Origin of the sequence: Microbulbifer sp. SAOS-129_SWC, assembly GCF_039696035.1 — a bacterium.
Lineage (GTDB): Bacteria > Pseudomonadota > Gammaproteobacteria > Pseudomonadales > Cellvibrionaceae > Microbulbifer.
Map to the genome: position 1 here is coordinate 3,623,297 of NZ_CP155567.1, position 15,855 is coordinate 3,639,151.

General features: G+C 60.3%; 10 protein-coding genes. 1 reads left to right on the plus strand and 9 read right to left on the minus strand.

Annotated features, from left to right (window positions below; all coding sequences use genetic code 11):
* Nucleotides 1–184: 184 nt before the first annotated feature.
* The 7 genes from ABDK11_RS15625 to ABDK11_RS15655 form a co-directional block, all read right to left on the minus strand.
* On the minus strand, nt 185–856 hold the full coding sequence (locus tag ABDK11_RS15625; protein ID WP_346837444.1) for a response regulator transcription factor: 672 nt from the start codon (nt 854–856) through the stop codon (nt 185–187).
* Complete coding sequence (locus ABDK11_RS15630) at nt 853–4,053, minus strand: two-component regulator propeller domain-containing protein (RefSeq protein ID WP_346837445.1); 3,201 nt, start codon at nt 4,051–4,053, stop codon at nt 853–855. The genes ABDK11_RS15625 and ABDK11_RS15630 overlap by 4 nt, the downstream gene beginning before the upstream one ends.
* A gap of 276 nt (nt 4,054–4,329) precedes the next feature.
* The gene (locus ABDK11_RS15635; protein WP_346837446.1) at nt 4,330–4,719 is read right to left on the minus strand and encodes a hypothetical protein; all 390 of its coding nucleotides are present in this window, start codon (nt 4,717–4,719) and stop codon (nt 4,330–4,332) included.
* A gap of 13 nt (nt 4,720–4,732) precedes the next feature.
* Nucleotides 4,733–5,797, minus strand: coding sequence for a metallophosphoesterase (locus ABDK11_RS15640; protein ID WP_346837447.1), 1,065 nt, complete (start codon nt 5,795–5,797; stop codon nt 4,733–4,735).
* 2 nt (nt 5,798–5,799) lie between these two features.
* Nucleotides 5,800–6,954: a cytochrome c peroxidase gene (locus tag ABDK11_RS15645; RefSeq protein WP_346837448.1), complete on the minus strand. Its 1,155-nt coding sequence runs from the start codon at nt 6,952–6,954 to the stop codon at nt 5,800–5,802.
* A gap of 33 nt (nt 6,955–6,987) precedes the next feature.
* The gene (locus ABDK11_RS15650) at nt 6,988–7,395 is read right to left on the minus strand and encodes a rhodanese-like domain-containing protein (RefSeq protein WP_346837449.1); all 408 of its coding nucleotides are present in this window, start codon (nt 7,393–7,395) and stop codon (nt 6,988–6,990) included.
* Nucleotides 7,396–7,658: 263 nt separating this feature from the next.
* On the minus strand, nt 7,659–9,869 hold the full coding sequence (locus tag ABDK11_RS15655) for a S9 family peptidase (RefSeq protein ID WP_346837450.1): 2,211 nt from the start codon (nt 9,867–9,869) through the stop codon (nt 7,659–7,661).
* 255 nt (nt 9,870–10,124) lie between these two features.
* Here ABDK11_RS15655 and ABDK11_RS15660 point away from each other — a divergent pair, with 255 nt between their 5' ends.
* Complete coding sequence (locus ABDK11_RS15660; RefSeq protein WP_346837451.1) at nt 10,125–10,823, plus strand: pirin family protein; 699 nt, start codon at nt 10,125–10,127, stop codon at nt 10,821–10,823.
* A 102-nt stretch (nt 10,824–10,925) separates the two neighbouring features.
* Here the strand turns inward: ABDK11_RS15660 and ABDK11_RS15665 are convergent, their stop codons facing one another.
* Nucleotides 10,926–12,884: a sulfotransferase gene (locus ABDK11_RS15665; protein ID WP_346837452.1), complete on the minus strand. Its 1,959-nt coding sequence runs from the start codon at nt 12,882–12,884 to the stop codon at nt 10,926–10,928.
* A gap of 177 nt (nt 12,885–13,061) precedes the next feature.
* Complete coding sequence (locus ABDK11_RS15670) at nt 13,062–15,476, minus strand: TonB-dependent receptor (protein WP_346837453.1); 2,415 nt, start codon at nt 15,474–15,476, stop codon at nt 13,062–13,064.
* Nucleotides 15,477–15,855 lie beyond the last annotated feature (379 nt).

The following is a 15,855-nucleotide window of genomic DNA, read 5'->3' on the forward strand; positions in this document are numbered from 1 at the left end:
GGATAGGTCGGTCAGAGCCCGGCTGCCGGAGCAAACCGGACTTCTGTTGGACCAATCCACAGTAAAGAGAGAAGCGCCCGGCGGGATATCGGGGAATCCCCTATATTCAGCCCGGCGTGAACCAAATCACACAATCATTTATCGAGCGTACTAAGTCGGTGCATGCTTCCGCGCCCCTGCCCCATCAAAGTTCAGAGGAAATCAGCCCCACGCGAATCGCGAAACGCACCAGCCCCGGCACATGGTGAATCCCCAATCTCTCCATCAACTGGGCACGGTGCGCTTCCACGGTTTTGACACTGACGTTCAGTTCCGCGGCAATTTCCCGCGGACCGTGGCCCTCGGCAATTAACTGCAGAATTTGCCGCTGGCGTGGCGTCAGGATCTCCAGTACGGATTCGTTGCGCTGCGCACTGTCGGCAAAGCGTGCGATGATTTCCGGGTCCAGCGCGGAACAGAGGTAAGTGCGACCGGAAAATACCGAGGCCAGCGCCGTGGCCAGCTCATCGAAAGCGGAATCCTTCAGCAGGTAACCGGCGGCGCCGGAGTGCAGTGCGCGGGCGACATATTCCGGCCCCTCGTGCATGGAAAGCATCAGCACATGTATCTGTGGATATGCCTGGCGCAGTTGCCTGGCTACTTCCAGCCCATTGAGCCCCGGCAGGGAGATATCCAGCAGAACGATGTCCGGCAATTCATGCCGGGCAATGTCCAGCGCCTCCAGGCCGTTGCCGCATTCGCTGACCACCCTGATGCCCGGCATGTCGTCCAGCAGTGCCCGCATCCCCGCGCGCATCAATCCGTGGTCGTCGACCAGCAGGATGCGCTTTTCTCCGGTGTGTTGTTCGCTATTCATAGAGGAATCACTGCCGTAATGCGGCTGCCGCTACCGGGAGACGCATCGAGCGCCAGGGTACCGCCGAAACCGTGTACCCGCTCCTGCATCCCCAGCAGGCCGAGGTGCTCGCCACGCTTGACCCGCTGCCAGACGTCGGCGGGTTCGAAGCCGCAGCCATCGTCTTCGATCAACAACTGCAGCGCGTTATCGAGGCGCCGCAGTGTCACAGTGATCTGCGACGCCCCGGCGTGGCGCAACACATTGTTGACCGCTTCCTGCACGAGGCGAAACGCCACCGTGCGAATATCGCGGGTCACATCGTCGAAGTCACTGTCCGCATGGAAGTCGATGTCGACAGCCGCGCGGTCTCCCAGCGAACGCAGAAACACCTTCAGCGCCTCGACCAGCCCCGCGTCATCCAGCAGCGGGGGCCGCAGACTCAGGGAGATATTGCGCACCTGGCGGATCATGCTATCGAGCATCGTCACCGATTCCCGCAGCCGCCCCTGCTCGCCGGTGTCGTTGGCCGCGCGGGCGACCCGCTGCAGGTTGATCTTGGCCGCGGTCAGCGTCTGACCCAGCTCGTCGTGCAACTCCCGCGCAATTTGCTGACGCTGGTCTTCCCGGGCGGAATGCAGCCGTGCGGTCAGGTGGCGCAGGCCCGCGTGCGCATCTGCCAGGTCTTCACGGCTCTCTTCGGCCTGTTGCAACGCCGCTTCTTTCTGCCGGCGCAGCTCTTCCAGCTGCGCATTGCGCCGCCGCAGCCCGCGCAGGCGATAGTGGTGCAGCGCGCCGCCCAGCAGTAACAGCAGTAGCACCGCGCCACTGCGAAACCAGTTTGTCATCCACCAGGGCGGGACCACCTCCAGCGCCAGCGGCGGTGACTGGCCCCATCTGCCAAACACGTCGCGACCGCGCACACTCAACTGGTGGTGGCCCGGCGACAGCTCCAGCAGCGTGAGTTCGCGGCGGCTGCCCAGTGGGCGCCACGCCTCGTCGGCGGCGAGGCGATACTGGTACTCGTGCCGCCCCTGGGCAAAATCCAGCGCGGCAAACGTAAAGGACAGCATCTCGCCCCAGTTGCTGCGCACACTCTGCAGTGCCGCCGCCGAACGGGTGCTGATCGCATCGCCGCGCGCTGCGCGGGACAGATCCACCAGGCGTACCGGACTGGGCGCGCGCGGGGACATCGGCGTACCTGCGGGAATGCGCACCAGGCCACCAAGTCCGCCAAAATACAGAAACTGGCGATCGCGCGTCGCCGTGCGCGAATTGAAATGGGTGACGGGCAGGCCGCTTTCCGCTACGTGATTGACCACTGCCCCCGAGCGCGGCTGCAGGCGCGACAGCCCCTGGCGCGTACTCAACCACAGCGAACCGTCATCGTCCTCGACGATGCCCATGATGCTGTCACTCAACAGCCCATCCCGCTGGGTCCAGCGCTGAACCAGTTGCAGCCGGTCGCCGTCGGCAGCCAGTTGGTGCAGGCCGCCACCATCGGTACCCACCCAGATAGCACCGCGTGCGCCGCGGTGCAGCGCGGTGACATTGTGTTGCCCGAGCCCTTCGGCGCGACCGAAGCGGCGACAGTGCCAGGGATTGGTGCGGCACAGGTTGAGTCCACTGGAGCGGGTTCCCACCAGCAGCCGGCCATCGTCGAGGGCCGTCAACGTGGAGATGTAATTGCCGCTCAGGGAATCGGGACGCTGCGGGTCGTGGGCAAAAGATTCGAAACGATCTTTTCCCGCGGGCAGATGATATAAACCGCTGCCACCGACTCCGACCCACAGGGTACCGGAGCGGTCTTCCAGCACGCTGGTGACATAACCCGGCCCCAGCCCCACACCGGAATCCGCATCGATCAGCTGGCGTTCGCTACCGTCCGCATTGAGCGTCCACAGGCCGTGGTTGGAGCCCGCCAGCAGGCTGCGGTCGCTGCGCCGCGTCACTGCCAGTATCCCGTCGGTCCACAGCGCGTCCTCACTGCCGGACAATTTCCCCGCGCGCGCACCACCGGGGGCGAGTGGCTGCAAACCGCCGCCAAAGGTTCCGACCCAGCCGGGGCCGGCTGTGGCCGGCGCCAGAATCGCCGTCACATTACTGTTGCGCAATTGACCGGACTGGTCACCGGGGGCCACGAGCGTATACCGCTGCTGCTGCAGCCGCGCCAGGTAGACGCCGCTGCCCCAGGTACCGACAAAGATACTGTCGCCACTGATATGCACGGACAATTGCGGCAGCGTCGGCAGCTGACCTTCCGCGCCCAGCGGTTGCGGATTGGCCGACTCAATGTCGCCAGAGGCAGGATCCAAAACCAGCACCCCCCGCCCCATCGTCGTCATCCACAGGCGTCCGCGCGGTCCCCAGGCCATGGCGGTGATGGTCGGCTGGGCTTCGGCACCGGACGTAATGGGAACCAGGCTGGCGCGGCCGCTGGCGGTATCCACATGGACCAGCCCCTGCCGGGTGCCCGCATACAGACTGTGGGCGCCGTGCCTGGCCAGCGCAAAAACGCTGTTAAGCGCATCGGCGCCAGCCGTCAGCCTGGCCAGGTCGAAATGGGCGAAGCCCCGACGCCCCTTCTGCCACAGATCCACACCGCCACCGAGGGTCGCAACCCAGATGCGCTCGCCGCCGTCGGCCAGCACGTCATAGACATAATCCTGCGCGAGCGAGCGGGGATCGGCGGGGTCGTGGCGGAACCGCTGCACGGTGCCATCGGCGGGGTTGACGCGATTGAGGCCGATCTGGCTGCCGGCCCAGAGCATCCCGTCGCCGTCCTGGGCCATGCCGTAGATGCTGTCGTGACTGAGGGTGTGGGGATCGGTGGCGCTGTGGCGGAAATGGCGGAAATTGCCGCTGCGCGGATCGTAGCGGCTGAGCCCGGCGGTGTTGGTGGCCACCCAGATATAGCCGTCGCGGTCTTCGAACAGCGCGCGCAGGTCCGCATCTGGCAGTGCGCGGTCGTGTTCGTCGCTGCTGGGCAGGAAGGATTTCACCGCGTAGCCATCGTAGCGGTAAAGCCCTTCTCGCGAGGCCACCCACAGAAAGCCGTTGTGATCGACAATCACCGAGGTGGCAACCTTCACCTCCAGGCCGTGCGCAACGCCCAGCGGGTGAAACTGCACCGGCTGCGCCTGCAACCGCAATGGGAACAATGCCAGCACCAGTACCAACACAGATGCCGGCACCGCTGCCTGCCGCTTCCAGACCATCGCCGCTCCGTTTATTGAATAGTGTTCAGCTGACGATTCGCGCTCACCCTCCCCGCCGGGGGAAGGGCTGCAACATATTTACCTCCATTCTATGCAGACAGGCCAACGCCACAACGAGACCTGACTCACAAAACGATAACGCATTAACGGGGGAATATCAGCAACACCGGGCGGTGTCGCCATTCGCCAAAAGCCGCGAAAAGATACGGGGAATATTGGCGCGATTGCAGGAACCGGGCCGGGGCAATGCGGAAATCGCCCCGGCGTGGCATAGAGTCAGTGTTTGCCCGGGGCCAGTGGCACCCCTTTGCGCTCTTTGTGGATATAGGAAACGATGGCGATCATTTTCGGGTCATCCGCGGCCAACGCTTTGCCCTGCAGAGGATTGCGGATACACCAGTTGACCATTTCCCACAGATCGGCCACCCGCCCCAGCTGTTTCTGGAATTTGGGGTAAGTTTCCGCATGGGTGTTGGCCGCGTTCGGGTGGCACTGGGCACAGGCGACCCCGTTGGTGCCGAGGTCGCCACTGGTCCACAGCTTGCGCCCCTCGCGGGCAACCATCTCGTACTCCGCCTGCCAGCGCGCCACGTCTTCCTTGGTAAAGTCATCCGCGCAGGCGGTGCCCGCTACCAGCATCAGCAATACGACAGTCAGGTTTCTCATTGTTATCTCCAGATCAGTATTGAGTCTGCGGCGGAATCCGCTCCTGCTTTTTCTGATAGCGCGTATCAGCCAGGTGCCCGCGTTGGTCATTCCAGGCCAGTTCACGGTTTTCGTTACCGTACAGGTTGAAGGATGTGTCCACGCGCCCGCTGTGCATATTCATAAACTGCCAGCCGGTGGCGTCGCGTTCATCAAACGGGTCGGCCCGGTTCATCGGTACCGTGAGGATCGGCAGGTGACTTTCGGCCTGCGCATAGGTGGCGGGATAAGGCCAGGGCCAGGCGGTGGACATCACCGAATTGAAGGCAATATTGCCAATCTGGTTGTACTGGATCTGGTGCACATGGCCGTAGATCACATTGCTCTGCTTGAACGGTGCCAGCAGTTTCTGGATCTCGTCCGCCTCTTCGGTCCAGAAATTCCAGTTCTTGAAAATTTTCTGTAAAGGCGAATGGGAGAAAACCACGACGGGCGTATCCCGGTTCTGTTTGGCGAGGTCTTTCTTCAGCCACGCCATCTGGCGCTTGCCGACCATAAAGGGGGAACCGTTGGGGTTGTCGAGCAGCGCCATTTCCTGCATGCGGCGCAACGGTGTCTCCCACTTGTTGTTCCAGTCGTCGTAGGTCAGCACGCTGTTCAGGACAACGAAATGCACCCCCTTGTGATCAAAGCTGTAGTACTCGTCGCCGTAAAGCTGGCGCCAGTACTTGCCCAGATCGTAGTAGTAGTCGTGCTCACCGACCACCATATAGGTTTTACCGCGCAGAGCGCCGAGGATATCCGCACCGTGATCCAGTTCCGCCTTGCTACCGAGCTGTGCGAGGTCACCGCCGAACATGAAAAAGTCGGGCCGCGGATCAAGCAGGTTGGCTTCGGCTACAGCGCGCTTCAGCCCCTGATCCCAGTTGCGCACGAACTTGTTGCCCTTGATCTGCTGGATATGCGCATCGGAGATATAGCCGAAAGTAAAATCCTGGCTCGATTGCGCAAACGAGAGGCGCACGAGACTGATCGGCAACATCCCGGCAATCAGACCGGCCCCGGTGGTTTTGAGAAAATTTCTACGGGAATTGCTCATGGTCATTCCTTGCTTTTGGCCGATTTTTTCCCGGCTCCCATACCCTTTTCTTTGCCCTTGCCGGCAAACTCCGGGGATGTCAGTGTTTCCATAAACGCGACCAGGTCATCAATCTGTTGATCTGTCAGCCCCAGCGGCCGTATCCCACCGCTCAGGTAAGGGGTGATCTTTGTGTCTTTCTTCAGCGCGCCGCCGTTGTTGTAGTGCACCACCACATCGCGCAGGTTGTCGATACTGCCGTCGTGCATATAGGGGGCGGTTTCAGCAATGTTGCGCAGCGTCGATGTTTTGAATCCACCCATATCACTGAGTTCATCGGTTATCGCAAAGCGGCCCAGATCAGAGGTATCTTTATCGGTCAGCACCGCCACATCCACATCCACCCCCTTGGCTTTGGCACGCTGGAATGCCTGCGACAGCTTTTCGATCTTTTGTTCTGTCAGGTCATTGATACCGACACCGATATCGTGAAACTTCTGATCAGTAAACAGGGCAAAATTCTGTTCGATGGTGTGACAGGAGACGCAGCGCCCCTGATTGAGAAACACCTGAAAGCCGCGTTTCTCCTGCTCATTAAGCGCATCTTTTTCACCACCGAAATACCAGCGATCAAAACGACTGTTACCGGAAATCACCGTGCGCTCAAAGCTGGCGATCGCCTTCTTTACGTGTTCCATGGTGACCGCTTTACCGGATACGCCAAACACCTGCTTGAACGCCTTCTGGTAGGCATCATCCTTGGCGATGATGTCCAGAATCGGCTGATGGGACTTCAGGCCCATCTCCACCGGGTTGACGAAGGGATGCTGCGATTGATCCTCGAGGCTGGGCGAGCGCCCGTCCCAGAACTGGGTTTTGTTATAGGCGGAATTGACCACAGTGGGCGCATTGCGCGTGCCCTTGAGCTTGTTGATTCCCTCCGACACCACCAGCGGGCTGTCGGTAAAGGTCTTTTCCCGCTCGTGGCAGGTCGAGCAACTGACCTCACCCGTGGTACTGAAACGGATATCATGAAACAGCCGGTCACCCAGCGCGATTTTTTCCGGCGTCTGCGGGTTGTCTTTCGGTATCGGTATCGGCGGCAGGCCCAATGGTGGACTTTCCGCCGCGACAACGAAGGGCAGCAGAATCAGCAGGGGAACCAGTAATTTTCTCATAGTGAACATCCAGCTGTTCAGGGGACTTTTGCGTCAGCTTTTCGCACCGCAATTGAATACGATCATATCGCCGTAAAACTTCAGCTGCTTGGACGGAAGTACCTCGACGTGGCGATAGCCCAGCCCGCGCAGCGCTGCGGCCAGCCTGCCCGCACGAACCCCGGTTTTACAGTAAATCAAAATGGCATCATCGAGGTTTTCCGGCAATTGTTGCCGGTGCGAGTCCAGCGCACTCTGGGGGATATTGATTGCGCCATCCACATGGGAGGCACGGAACTCCTCAGGAGAGCGGGCATCAATCAGGGTAAAGGCGGACTTGTCAGCCAGGTAATTGAGCAGGCGTTTCTGCTCTATCAATGGAACCTGACCGGTTTCCGCCGCCACGGAGAAAGACGAAAAAAACAACGGGAGCAATATCAGTTTCGAAAAATGGTGCCACATGGATCGGTTCCGCCTTTAATCTCGGAATTATCGCCTTCGGCCTCTATCCAATTATGTAAAACAACACGCCACTGGATCTTTTAAATTTCAAACTTAGCCGCTGGGCCAGCATCTCTCCAATTTAATTGCACAATAATTTTGATATCTATCCCTTATGTGTATTTCGGCGCATAAAATTGATGCGCCCATCCTCTGGCACACTAAACGACGGGCACAAAAAAGCCGGGCATTGCCCGGCTTTTTCTCCTGCGGTAGAGGCGTGGTTACTGCGCCGCACCTTTCAGGTGGCGATCAAAGAAGTTCTTGATCAGGGTGTACTGGTGAATGCGGGTGTTCTTGCCGCGCATGCTGTGTTTCTTGCCCGGATAGGTCATCAACTCGAACTGCTGGTCGTTGTCCTGCAGCACCTTGATCAGCTTGGTGGTATTGGTGAACAGCACATTGTCGTCCGCCATGCCGTGGTAGATCAGCAGGCTGCCCTTGAGACCATCGACATAGGGGAATACCGAAGACTTCTCGTAGGCTTTCGGATCGGTATTCGGATTGCCCATATAGCGTTCGGTGTAGTAAGTGTCGTACAGGCGCCAGTCAGTCACCGGCGCACCGGCGACACCGGCCTGGAAGTAGTCCCCGGCCTTGAACATGGAGTTCAGCGTCATGTAGCCACCGTAGCTGTGGCCATACACGCCGATATGCCCGGCATCGACATAGGGCAGCGAGCGCAGGAACTTGACCCCGGTGACCTGGTCATCGACCTCCACCGAGCCCATGCGGTGATAAATGGCATCCTCGAACTTCTTGCCGCGGTTGGCGGAGCCGCGATTGTCCAGCGTGAACACCACGTAGCCCTGCTGTGCCATATATTCGACGAATGCCGGGGCCCAGCTGTTGGTCACCATCTGCGCGTGGGGACCACCATACAGGTACACCAGCACCGGGTACTTCTTCTTCGGGTTGAAGTTGGCGGGCTTGTACAGGCGATAGTAGAGCGTGTGCCCCTCCGGCGCCTTGATGCTGCCGAATTCCGGCGTAATCCAGTCCTTCATGTACGGGTACAGCGGATGGCCGGATTTCACTTCGTTGTGCTCGAGCCAGGTTACCTGCTTGCCACTGGGCGTGTGCAGGCTCACCTGCGACGGCGTGGTGATATTGGAGAACTTGTCGATATAGCCGGAGGCATCCTTGGCGAACTCGACGCTGTGCATGCCGGCGCGGCGCGAGATCTTCTGCGGCTTGCCCTTGCCGGTGAGCGGAACCTCGTACAGCTGGCGCTCCAGCGGTGTGTCTACGCGGCCGGTAAAGTAGACCTTGCCCGCTTTCTCGTCCACGGCCTCCAGCTCATCCACCGGCCAGTTGCCACTGGTCAGCTGGCGCAGCAGCTTGCCGTTCAGGTCGTACAGGTACAGGTGCTTGAAACCGTCGCGCTCCGACGCCCAGATGAAGCGATCGCTGTCCTTGAGGAAGCGCAGGTCGTCGTTCAGATTGAGCCAGGTTTTGCTGCGCTCCTCGACCAGCATGCGACCCTTGCCATTATTGGTATTGACCACGCGCAGCTGCAGCTTCTTCTGGCTACGGTTCTGCCATTGATAGCTGAGCAGGTTGTCGCGCGCCCATTTGACCCGCGGGATATAAATATCCTGATCTTCGCCGAGGTTGATCCAGTGTGTCTTGCCGGAATCCACATCGAGTACGCCCAGCTTGATTTTTACGTTGGGACGCCCGGCGGCGGGATAGCGCTGCTGCACCATGTCAATGCGGTCCGCGTAGATCTCGCTGCGGGTCACCTCGTCCACCGGCGACTCGTCCACCTGCAGGTAGGCGATATGGCGCTCATCCGGTGACCACCAGTAGCCGGTCATGCGGTCCATCTCTTCCTGGGCGACGAACTCGGCCATGCCGTTCTTGATCGGCCCCTTGCCATCGGTGGTGAGCTGGCGCTCCTTGCCGGTTTTCAAATCGACCAGATAGATATTCTGGTCGCGGATAAACGACACATAGCGCCCTTGCGGCGATACGCGCACATCGGTTTCAAAGGCTTTGGTATTGGTCAGGCGGCGCGTGGATTTCTTGTTCAGGTCGTAGTAGTAGACATCGCCGGCCAGCGGGAACAACAGTGACTTGCCGTCCTCGGACCAGGTGTACTCCATGATACCGCTGCCGTAGATACGCTGGCGCTCGCGGCGGGCCTTCTCCTCGTCGGACAGCACTTCCTTGCCCTTGTGCAGGGAATCGGAGTTCACCAGGATGCGGGTCTTGCCGTCGGCGATGTTGTATTCCCACAGGTCGTAGCGGTTGTAGTCATCCTCGCGGCCTTGCAGGAAAGTGACCCGGCTGCCATCCGGGGAGTACTCCAGCGCGCGCGGCGAAGTACCATTCAATTCGGGATCGGAGAATATTCTCTCGATCGTAAGCTGTTCGGCAGAACAAAAGCTGGCCAAAGTGCAGCCAAGCAGTACAAGAAGACCTCGTTTCATACTCTGTCTCGTTTTTATCTTTCGGAATAAGCGCGGGACCGCAGAGCGGCCCCGATAACCTGAAGATCATTCTAATGCCCGCGGGCAGCGGGTGTCACATGAGCTGCGGGGAGGCGAGCACTGCGGAAGGCCAGCCGTCGACAGGCTACCGTTCGTTTCTTTGCATCAAACCTGCGCAAAAAAAGCGATTTATCCCCTGCGCCCGCCGCCCTAACATCCGCTGCATCCAAACCCCAAAGCACAGGAGGGCCCGGCATGGACATGATCAGAAAGGCAGAATCCCGCGGACGCGCCAACTTCGGCTGGCTCGACAGCCGCCACAGCTTTTCCTTCGGCAGCTACTACGATCCCCGCCATATGGGGATATCGGTACTGCGGGTAATCAACGACGATACGGTCAAGGGGGGCGCCGGCTTCGGCGCGCACGGGCACCGCGATATGGAGATCATTTCTTACGTGCTCGAGGGCGCGATCGAACACCGCGACAGCACCGGCAACCACTTTGTGGTGCCCGCCGGCGAGGTCCAGCGCATGAGCGCCGGCCGCGGAATTCAGCACTCGGAGTTCAATGCGTCGCGCCACCAGCGGCTGCGCTTTCTGCAGATCTGGATCGAGCCGAATGTGACCGGCATAGAGCCGGAGTATGAGCAGGCGCGCATTGAGCAGCGCGGGCAACTGACCCCGCTGGTTACCACCGACGGCCGTGACGGCTCCCTCAGCCTGCACCAGGATGCCGGTCTCTACCGCCTGCGGCTGCAGCCGGGCGAGGCCTTTACCCTGCAGACCGGCCCACGCACCGGCTACCTGCACGTGATTGACGGCAGTGCCGCTGCCGGCACCGCGCAGCTGGCCGCCGGTGACGGCGCGGCGATGATCAAAACCCGCGAGCAGTTGTTATCCGCCGGCAAAGCGGGCCTGGAAGCCCTCTGGTTCGACCTGCCGCGCGACTATTAACCCGGCAATCAAATATTTCGTCCTGAAATATTTGATTGCCGCCCTTGAAATACTCGCGAAGATACGTCGATCTCCTTGTATTTCAAGGGCTTGCCCCGGTCTTCAGCCGGCGGAGGGATAGTCCCGCAGCTCGTCACCGAGCAGTTCATGCAGCGGCGCCAGCTGGCTGGCGAATTTTTTCCACTGCTCGGTGCCACTGCGATAAATCGGCTGGCGCACCTGCTCGGCACTGGGCGTGCGCACCGCCCGTTCACTCTGGTGGAAATCGACACAGGCCTGCTCGAATGGCAGACCACAGAAATCGAGAATCCGCGCGACCTCGCCCTCCAGGTTCTCCACCACGGATTCATAGTGCACGCGTAATACCTTGCCGGGTAGCACGCGATCCCAGTGGGCCATCAGGCGCACATAGTCGCGGTAGTATTCCCCGATCTGCTTGAGCCCGTAGGTAAACTCCTGGCCGTCGGCGAACAGCTGCTTGAAACCACTGAAACAGCAGGCCAGCGGGTGGCGGCGCGCGTCGATAATTTTGGCGTTGGGCAGCATCAGGCGGATCAGGCCGATGTGGCGGAAGTTGTTCGGCATCTTGTCGATAAACAGCGGCGCGCCCTGGCGATGGATGCGTGTTTCCTCGATAAACTGCCGCCCCAGCTGCTCGAGCTGCGCCGGCTCCAGCTCGTGTAACACGCCCGGATAGCGCGGCTCGTCGCTGACGCGGCGGCGACCGTCGAGGCGCCGCGCCATGGCCATGATATTGTGCAGCTCCAGCGTGCCGTCCACCTGCGAGTGCGAGGCGAGGATCTGCTCCAGCAGGGTCGAACCGGCGCGCGGCAGCCCGACAATAAAAATGGGATCGGCGGCATCACAACCTGCACCGGAAAACTTGTCGAACAGCGCCGCCGTGCAGTTGGCAATCTGCAGATCGGTATCGCGGCGGTTCTGCTCGATACTGTAGCGGCACTCCGCGAGCTTCAGCACATTGCCCTGTTCGTACCATTGAAAGGCCTCGGCAAACTCGCCGCGATCTTCCAGTGCCTTGCCCAGCGCGAAACAGAAGTGATAGCGATCCTCATGGGCCGTCGATGGCGCTGCCACCTGCGCGCGCATCTGCTCGATCTCACGATCGGTGAAGCGGTAGGTTTTCATATTGGCGAGGCTCCAGTAGGCGTCGCCAAAATCCGCTTTCGCGTTGTAGGCATCGCGGTAGGCGTGATTGGCCGCCTCTGCGTCGCCGATGGTCTTCAGGGTGTGGCCGCGCTGCAGGTGAATGGCGTGCAACTCCGGCGCCGCCGCGGCGATGCGGTCGTAGATCGCCAGCGCGGCCTGGTAATCCCCCACCATCGCACTCTGGGTCGCAAACAGGATCTCCGCCTGGCGCCCGCCCTGCTGCTCGCGCAGGGTTTTGGCCTGCTCCAGTGCGGCGGCGAATTTCTGCCGCTTGCGCAGCACGCCGATATAGTCAAAGCGCGCCTGCTGGAACTCCGGATACAGTGCCAGGCAGCTCTCCAGCAGAAAATCGGCGTCGTCGAGAATACCCAGTTCGGCGCCCACCAGTGCCAGCAGACGCATCCCCTCCGGGTGGTGCTTGTGCTGCTGCAGAAAGGCGCGGCACAACTGCTCGGCTTTGTAGAGCTTGCCGTCGTACAAGAGGCTGGCGACACTGACCAGCTCCGCCGGCAGTTTCTGCAGGTGCTGGAACTGTTGCAGTGCGTGCTGCGCCTCCTCGGCACGCCCCAGGGTGCGCGATGCCAGCGCCAGCCCTTTCCAGCTGGCGTGCAGCGCCGGGTTCAATTCCACCGCATGACCAAAGGCCGCGGCCGCCGCGCCGCTGTCCCCGAGCTGCGCATAATTGTGACCGCGCTCCTGGAATGCGCGCGCGTAGCGGCTCTCCACCGCAAGCAGTTTTTCCAGCGTTTCCAGCGCGCGCTGATGTTCAGCGTGATAACGCAGGCCGGTGGCCAACAGGTAATACGTTTCGACATCTTGCGGGAAGTCCCGCGTGAGCTGTTCCGCCAGCTCCACTGCACGGACAAAATTGCGCTGCTGCAGTGCCTCGCGCACCGGCGCTATCGATCCCTGCGGAGCGGCTGCTCCGGTCAAAGAATGGGGAGTATCAGACAAATCGAAACCCTCAATTCAGGCATAGCCACAACAGTAAAGGGCCGGGTGGACTTAAGTCCACCCGGCCCTCAGTTGTCCCGACTCGCGCCGGGACAATGGCGATTACCGATGCATGGATCAGAAATCGTAGCTCAGCTTCACGCCCAGGGTACGCGGGCGATTGGTGGTAATACGCTTGGAATTGTCCAGCGTATTGATGAACAGCTGGGCCCGTTCATCGGTCAGGTTTTCCGCGTAGAGTTCCACCCCCCAGTGCATTTCACGCAAACCGACGGAAGCATCCGCGGTGGTGTAGGCATCCTGCTTGAAGCGGTCGTTGGGCTGTACCACGATGGAGCTCCAGGCTTCATCGCTGTACTGCACACCAAGCTGCCAGTAGGCATCGAAGCGAGAGATGTTCCACTCATAGCGCGCGCGCAGGTTGAACTGCAGCGGCGGTGACAGAGCCAGTTCACTGCCCTCGGGCGCGACGTTTACGGCACTGGCCGGCACATCGGTGATCTCCGTATCATTGTAGGAGAAGGCGCCTGTCAGCTGCAGGTTCTCCGTCGGCAGCCAGGTGACGTCCCCTTCGATACCGTTAATCTGCGCATCCAGCGCATTGTCCAGGTAGAACAGGAAATAGACGCTGGGATCGAATACCGCGGTCTGGATATCCTTCCAGTCCACGTGATAGACGCTGCCGTTGAACTGCAGCGAGCGGTCCAGCAGGCTGGTCTTCCAACCCGCTTCGTAGTTGTCCACGGTGTCCGTGCTCACCGTGTACGGCACGGTCGTGGTCGCATTACCGTTGCCGCCGCCGCGGTTGTAGGCCGGCGGGCGGAACCCCTCCGAGTAAGTAGCGTAAAACAGCATATCGCTGTTGGGCGTATAACTCAGGGTGAACTTGGTGATGGTGTCGCTTTCGTTCAGCGGCGTATCGATGTTGTTATTGGCCCACTTGGAGTCCAGGTTGTCGCCGTACTTGTCGACGTCGACCCCATCGGCAAACTGCGGCGAGTTACCGAACGCGGAGTTGGCAGAGCCCAGCAGCTTCACGTCGATATCGTAGCGGCGCAGACCCACGGTCGCAGTCAGCTGGTCGGTGAGGTCGTAGGAGAGTTCACCGAAGAAGGCCAGCTGCTTTTCCGTGCGGGTGATATCGTTGAAGAAGGCCACTTCCGCCGGGCGCGCGCCGCTGTCGATGGCGGTGGACTTGACCGGGTCGGTGGTATCCGGGGACCAGCCGCGCGGGTAGTTTTCCGGGAAGCCCAGATCGGCGACCGACGGATAGACGAAGTTACCGCGATCGAGAATCTCCGAGTTCTCGTAGAAGACACCGGCGGTCAGGCGCCAGGGGTATTCCTGCGGGGTGGAGAGGCGCAGCTCGTGGCTGACGTGCGTGTTTTCCACCTGGCCGACGTAGCCCTTGGTCGGGTCGTAGCAGGTATCCACGTAGTCACAGGTGTAGTAGGCCACGTAGGCACCGACGTCGTTGTAGCCGGTGTAGTCCATGGATTGCTCAACTTCGCGATCCAGGTAGGCGCCGGTGTAAACCACGTCCAGGGCGGCGAGGCGGCCCTCGAGGGTCCAGCTGGTCAGGTCGAAGCTGTCTTTCAGGTAATCGTCGAAGTAGCGCCGCACTTCCAGGTCGCCGACATTTTCCGGGTCGTGGTCGAAGACCCCATCCGTATCCAGATCCTGGTGCGTGTGCTGGAGCAGCGCATCCCAATCGTCGTTGATCGCGTATTTGACCCCGATACGCGCACCGCGATAGGTGGCATCGTTGAAGTCATCCTTGACCAGGTCTTCGTTAGTGGCGCTGGTGACCGGCAGCCCCTTCCAGGCCGGGTTTACCGAGGCATCCGGGGTGTAGGTGCCGGCAACATTGTCGATGTAACCGCCCTCGTTGGACTGGTAGGCCGCAACCCGCACCGCCAGTTTGTCATCGATCAGCGGCAGGTTGACCACCGACTCCAGCTTGTTGGACATCGCACCGTGTTCAGTGCTCGACAGACCGGCGTCGACACTCAGTTCGAATTCATTCAGCTTGGGCTTGTTGGTAATCAGGCGCACGGTGCCCGCCTGCGAGCTGGCGCCGAACAGGGTGCCCTGCGGGCCCTTGAGTACCTCGACGCGCTCGATGTCGGTAACGTAGACATCCAGGTTGCGTCCGCCGATGCTCACCGGCGCCTCGTCCAGGTACAGCGCCACATTCGGCGCGGTGCCATTGGCCTGGGAGAGCTGGGTAGCGATGGTCTCGGTGGCCATACCGCGAATATAAATCGACGACTGCCCTGGGCCGCGCCCGCCGGCGGTGATATTCGGCATGTAGCGGATATAGTCGTCAAAGTTATTGACGTTCAGGTTTTTCAGGCTTTCCTCCCCCAGCGCCTGCACGGTCACGGGAATATCCTGTGTACTGGCGGCACGTTTGGTGGCGGTGACCGTCACCTCCTCAATCTGCTTCGGCTCCGCGACCGCGGACTGGCTGCTGAAGACAACCGCCGAGGCGGCAAGCATTGCGCTGTGCAGTTTGTTTTTCTCGAACACTGAGTTCTCCTTGCTCCTTACTTTTCGAATACAGCACCCATCCGCCAGCAGTCCCCGACAGAGACCGACGTAGCCGACAGCAAGCATCTGCACAGTGGCCAAAACCATATGCTGGACGCGCAGTCATCTCGCTGAAAATTTAGTGATCTAATTATTATGATGAGCTTTGTCGAGCGAAGAGCGTAAAAACAATCACCCTTCGAACGAACTGCAGGGGACTAACCGTAAGTAGATTACTGGCCTGAGTGCTAATTTTCGCGGAAATTCTACAAAAATGTGGCGAAAAGATAAACCTTTGCTTCAAAACGCTCAAAAATAGATCAATTCTTGTTCGCAATGTAATCCACCGGAGCAGACTCATTATTTCGAACTCAAATAT